At 73.7% G+C, this 5,034-nt stretch carries 3 protein-coding genes and 2 pseudogenes; 3 read left to right on the forward strand and 2 right to left on the reverse strand.

What is annotated here, in order from left to right; all coding sequences use genetic code 11:
* A pseudogene (locus tag AB8Z75_RS31935) lies at nucleotides 1-579 on the reverse strand (hypothetical protein); the annotation flags it as partial.
* Nucleotides 580-1,022: 443 nt separating this feature from the next.
* Here AB8Z75_RS31935 and AB8Z75_RS31940 point away from each other — a divergent pair.
* From AB8Z75_RS31940 to AB8Z75_RS31950, 3 genes and pseudogenes are all read left to right on the forward strand, one after another.
* Nucleotides 1,023-1,916 carry a glycerophosphodiester phosphodiesterase gene (locus AB8Z75_RS31940; RefSeq protein ID WP_369208146.1) on the forward strand — a complete coding sequence of 298 codons (894 nt, stop codon included), beginning with the start codon at nucleotides 1,023-1,025 and terminating at the stop codon, nucleotides 1,914-1,916.
* Nucleotides 1,917-2,052: 136 nt separating this feature from the next.
* A pseudogene (locus tag AB8Z75_RS31945) lies at nucleotides 2,053-2,505 on the forward strand (ATP-binding protein); the annotation flags it as partial.
* A 550-nt stretch (nucleotides 2,506-3,055) separates the two neighbouring features.
* Entirely contained in the window at nucleotides 3,056-4,045 is a 990-nt protein-coding gene (locus AB8Z75_RS31950) for a DUF5926 family protein (RefSeq protein WP_369208148.1), read from the forward strand.
* A 297-nt stretch (nucleotides 4,046-4,342) separates the two neighbouring features.
* Here AB8Z75_RS31950 and AB8Z75_RS31955 read toward each other — a convergent pair whose 3' ends face one another.
* On the reverse strand, nucleotides 4,343-4,966 hold the full coding sequence (locus AB8Z75_RS31955; RefSeq protein ID WP_369208150.1) for a hypothetical protein: 624 nt from the start codon (nucleotides 4,964-4,966) through the stop codon (nucleotides 4,343-4,345).
* Nucleotides 4,967-5,034: the final 68 nt, after the last annotated feature.

The raw sequence follows: 5,034 nt of genomic DNA on the forward strand, positions 1-5,034 counted from the left end.
GGCGGAGGGTGGCTGCGAGGGCTGCTGCGGCGGTACCGCCGGGGCGGAGGGCACCGCCTCGGTGCCCTCCACGGGAGCGGGCGCGTCCACGGCAGCGGGCGCGTCCACGGCAGCGGGCGCCTCGCGTGAGCCGTCCTGCGGCGACCGCACCAGTGTGTCCGTGGACGCCGGTGCCGCGTTCGGCCCCGGTGCCTCGGCCGGACGGGCGACCGCGTCCTGGACGAGGGTGTCGTACTGAGTACGTCCTCCGGCCTCCGGGCCCGCACCGGTGTCCGCCGCGCCGTCCGCGCCGCGTGGCGTGCCGTCGGCGCTGTGCGGCGTGCCGTCCGCGCCGTGCGGTGCGCCGCCCGTTGCGCCGGGCGGCGCGGGCAGCGGGGCGTCGGGCAGAGCGTCGGACGGGGCTTCGGTGGGAGCGACGTCCGGAGCGGCGGTGACGGAAGAGTCAGGGGAGGGCAGCGAGAAGTCGCCGTCCTCGCGGCTCGTCGGGGCGCCGGCGGACGGGGCCTGGACCGGCGCCGGAGGCGTGGGACCCGCCCCCGCCGCAGGCGTCACGGCAGCGCCGTCGTTCTCGGTGCTCACAGCTCACTCCTCATCAGGTACACGACATCGCAGGGACGGATGCGTTCACGTATGCGGGTATCCATGGACAGCTTTTCCCATCACACGTCAGGCCGACGTAAGCCAACGCTGAGCCTCCGCACTTCCGTCTTTACATCGGGTCAACACGGACACACTCCCGGCCCCAGGGGGTGGGGGACAGGCATGGGGGCATCGGCGTCAGGGCGTCGCCGACGGCTCGCCACCCACACGCCCCAGCGATTCGCACGCACGTGCTCCGCGGTCACGGGACCCAGCGTAGGCGCGCTCCCCCCGCACCGCCTTCCGGAGTTCCGGGGAAACCGGCTCTCCGGAGGGCCGGCCGGCCGAGGCGGGAGGAGGGTGAGCCCGCGGGCACCTCGTGGCGCAGCCGTGCGCAGAGCCCTGCGCAGCGTGCACGCCGACTCCGGTGGCACGATAACCGCGTGAGCAACGAGTTCGACGCCGGGTCGCGCCGCCGTCTCGCCCGCCCGCCGTCCGTCATCGCCCACCGAGGCGCCTCCATGGCGGCGCCGGAGCACACTCTGGCCGCCTACCGCCGCGCCATCGAAGAGGGCGCGGACGGACTGGAGTGCGACGTACGACTCACCGCCGACGGCCACCTCGTCTGCGTCCATGACCGGAGGATCAACCGCACCTCCAACGGGCGCGGCGCCGTCTCGACGCTGGAGCTCGCCGACCTGGCCGCCCTCGACTTCGGCTCCTGGAAGGGTCGGCACGCCGACCCGTACGAATCCCCGGACACCGCCCTCGACACCGACGCGACCGACGCCGCCTCCGACGCCTCCGACGACCCGAACGGGGCTACCCGCGTCCGCGCCGATCCCGAGCGGACTTCCGTCCTCACTCTCGACCGCCTGCTCGACCTGGTGGCCGAGGCGCCGCGCCCAGTGGAACTGGCGATCGAGACCAAGCATCCGACCCGCTGGGCCGGACAGGTCGAGGCGCGCCTGCTGGAGCTGCTGGACCGCCACCGCCCTGACACCCCCGTGCGGGTGATGAGCTTCTCCGCGCGCTCGCTCCAGCGCGTGCGCGCCGCGGCACCGCAACTGCCGACGGTGTTCCTGACCCAGTTCCTGCTGCCCCGCCACCGCGACGGACGGCTGCCGAACGGAGTGCGTATCGCGGGCCCCGGCATCCGCCTGGTGCGCGCGCATCCGGAGTACGTCGCACGTGCCCACCGCGCGGGCAACGAGGTGCACGTGTGGACGGTGGACGAACCCGAGGACGTCGAGCTGTGCGTGCGGCTCGGGGTCGACGCGATCATCACCAACCGGCCGCAGCAGGTCCGTGCCCAGCTCAGCGGCGGGGCGTACTGACTGTCCGGGAGTGCACCGGCGCATTCGGTGCTTATTGCAGTCGCGCGAGTGCGTCAAGAGAAGGGGAGTGGCCGGTTTCCGCCGCACTCGGCTGGGGCATTCATCCCGATGGCGTGGGGCAAAGGAGGTCTCGGGGGTGGCGTTGGTGGTGGCACAGGAAGTGCCTACTTCGTCGACCATGGCCGTGCCCCATGGTCCGTCGGGTGTGCGGCTCGCACGGCGCAGGATGCGCGAGGAACTCCTCGCGTGCGGCGCTCCCGACACGGTCGTCGATGATGCGATTCTGATTCTTTCCGAGCTCCTCAGCAACGCGTGCCGCCATGCACGGCCGCTGCACGAGGGGTCCACGGTGACGCACGGAGCGGGTGGTTCCCACGGGGCAAGTGGGCCCGAAGGCGCCCCAGGCGGCGCGGCGGCCGACGCCGCGACCGTCAGAGCGTCGTGGTGCAGGGACACGGGCGGCGAGGTGACCATCGCGGTCACGGACGGTGGCGGGCCGACCCGTCCACTTCCGGCCAAGCCCTCCGTCACCGCACGCGGCGGCAGAGGGCTCGCCATCATCACCGCCCTCGCCCGGGACTGGGGAGTGCGCTCCGAACATCAGGACAGATCCCCGCGCACCGGGCTCGGGCCCCCGCGCACGGCCCCCGAAGAGACCCCACGCAACCGCGCCACACGCAGTCGCGCCACACGCACCCGTACGGCCTCGGCCGGTGGCACGCCGTCTTCGGCCGATGGCACGCCGCCTTCGGCCGTTGGTACGCCGCCCTCGGACGGCGGCACGCGCGGCCGGTATGTGCCGGACGGCATCGCGCCCGGCCTCCCGGTCGACGGAGAGCCCGCGGTGACGGTCTGGGCGGTGCTCCGGCCGGACAACTCCTTCAGCGGACGGGTCGCCGCCAGCCTCAACGGCCTCGGCGGGGCCTCCGGCGCCCTCGGCGGCGGCGAGCCCGGCGAGGAGTTCGACCTCGCCTCGGTGGAGGAGCTCTGACCCAGCCTGGCTTCCCCACCGCTCCCCCCCCGGCAGGGTGCACCGGCCGGCCCCGTCCCCGCTCGGGAGTGGTGCGGGCAGCGCGGTGTGCCCGGCAGCTACTAGGATCACGGCGCCCACAACGCCGCACATCTGGAGAACCGCTCGCATGGCAAAGAAGCGCCGACCCCAGACAGCCGCCACGGCCGCCACAGGGGTGGCAGACAGCGGGAACTACCCGGTGGTGGGGGCCCGCCAGCCGTGTCCCTGCGGTTCGGGGCGCCGCTACAAGGCGTGCCACGGCAGGGCAGCCGCCCAGGCCGCGACCGAACTGGTGCGCCGCCCGTTCGAAGGACTGCCCGGGGAGGCCGACTGGGTCGCCATGCGCGAGCTGGTCCCGGCGGCCACCGCGCGTCTGACGCTCAAGGGAGGGCTCCCCGAGGGCGTCGGTGCCGTCACGCTCGCGACGGTGCTGCCGATGGCGTGGCCCGCGCTGCGCCGGGAGAGCGGCGAGATCCTGCTGGGCCTGCAGAACGACACCGCCTCCGGGGACCTGAGCCGGGACCTCGCGGACACGCTCCAGCGCGCGCTCGCCGCCGAGCCTGGCACTCCGGTCGACGCGGGCCGCGCCGACCCGCAGGGCCCGCGCCTTCAGGACCTGCTGGACCTCGACGCGCCGTTCGAGCCGGAGGTGCACTCCGGGTTCGAGTTCTGGCTGGAGGGCGGGGAGGAGCCGACCGGTGAGGTCGCCGCTTCTCTGGAGAGCGCCAACTCCGCGGCTTTGCCCACCACCCGGCTCTCGGGGGTCGAGGGGGCCTACTGGTGCGAGGCGCCGGGGAAGAACCATCTGCGGTGGGTGATGGCCAGGCCCGAGGAGGAGCTGCTGGACGCGCTGGCGCGCCTGCACGCCGCCGGTGCCTCGTCGCTGGACGCGCCGCAGGGCGCCGAGGGGTCCCGGCTGGTGGGCTCTTTCCGGGCACACGGGCTGACCGTCCCGGTGTGGGACCTGCCCTCGGGGATGACGGCCCAGGACTGCGAGAAGCCCGCCGCGGCGTTCGCCGAACGTCTCGCCGAGGCGCTGGCGGTGACGGCTCCGCTGACGGCCGAGGAGCGCCGGGCGCGCAGCGGCCTCACCAACCGTCAGGTGACGCTCAACTGACGACAGTCGGGAGATCGGGCGGGGAGGTTGCGAAGGTCCCGTGTGCGTGACACCGGTCACATACGCGGTCCAACTTGCCCTACTCACAGGTAAATCGGCGTCTGAATCCGGGCGATCGAATTTGCTAACCGCCGATCTCTTGTTACCGTTCTAGAAGCCCGGTCGCTGGTGCATCCCCCGTCGCCAGCGACCGGGTTCTTCTTTTGCCTCCGGACCGCCCCTTCGCAAAGCGGCCGTCGCACCGCACACCGGCGACTTCCGGGCCCCCCGCGCCGCGTCTCGCCAGGCCGACGCGCATCAACTGCCGCTGTCCGCCCGCAGCAGACGCCGCTTCCCGTCGGCGGAGGCGACCTCGGCCACCGCCGAGTACGCCCCATGCGCCCGGGCACCGCCGCGCTCCTCCCCGTTGCCCCGTGGCGTCTCGCACACGCCACGCCCGGCGGCGGCAGCCATGGTGCAGCGCACCCGGGTCGTGCGTCCGTCGGGACCTCGCAGGGTCAGGACGGCGGGCAGGGCACCCCGGGTGGAGTTCCGGTAGTAGGCGCGGGCCCAGGTCTGCTCGCCTTCGGTCAACACGCAGGCCCGCGCCTCCACCCCTTCGGGGGAGGTGATTTCCGGCCCACAAGAGGACGAAGGCCGATTCTGACCGGCCGTTCCCCGTCGCGGCGCCTCACCCCGCCGCGCCTCGCCCTCGCCCTGTTCTCGTCCACCGGCCGCGTCGCGCTCTTGCTCACCGGCCTTTTCGCGCGCGGGGTCGCCGGCCGTGCCGTGCCGGGGCTGGGCCGCCTCGAACGCCCTGGCCGCCAAGCGGGCGTCCTCACCCGCGACCGCCGCCGCGAGCGGTACCGCGGCGACGAGCGCGACCGTGCTGGCGAGTGTGACCACACGGAGCCGGGACGCGCGCTGGTGCGGCTGGAGCATGAGGGAACCCACCTGAACGAGAGCGGAGCGACGAGGGGAGACGGAGAGCGGTCAAGAATGGGGCGGGA

Source organism: Streptomyces sp. PU-14G (genome assembly GCF_041028275.1).
Lineage (GTDB): Bacteria > Actinomycetota > Actinomycetes > Streptomycetales > Streptomycetaceae > Streptomyces.

Coding starts and splice junctions, on each gene's coding strand:
- AB8Z75_RS31955 (WP_369208150.1), bottom strand. CDS start 4,966: ATGCTCCAGCCGCACCAGCGCGCGTCCCGGCTCCGTGTGGTCACACTC.
- AB8Z75_RS31950 (WP_369208148.1), top strand. CDS start 3,056: ATGGCAAAGAAGCGCCGACCCCAGACAGCCGCCACGGCCGCCACAGGG.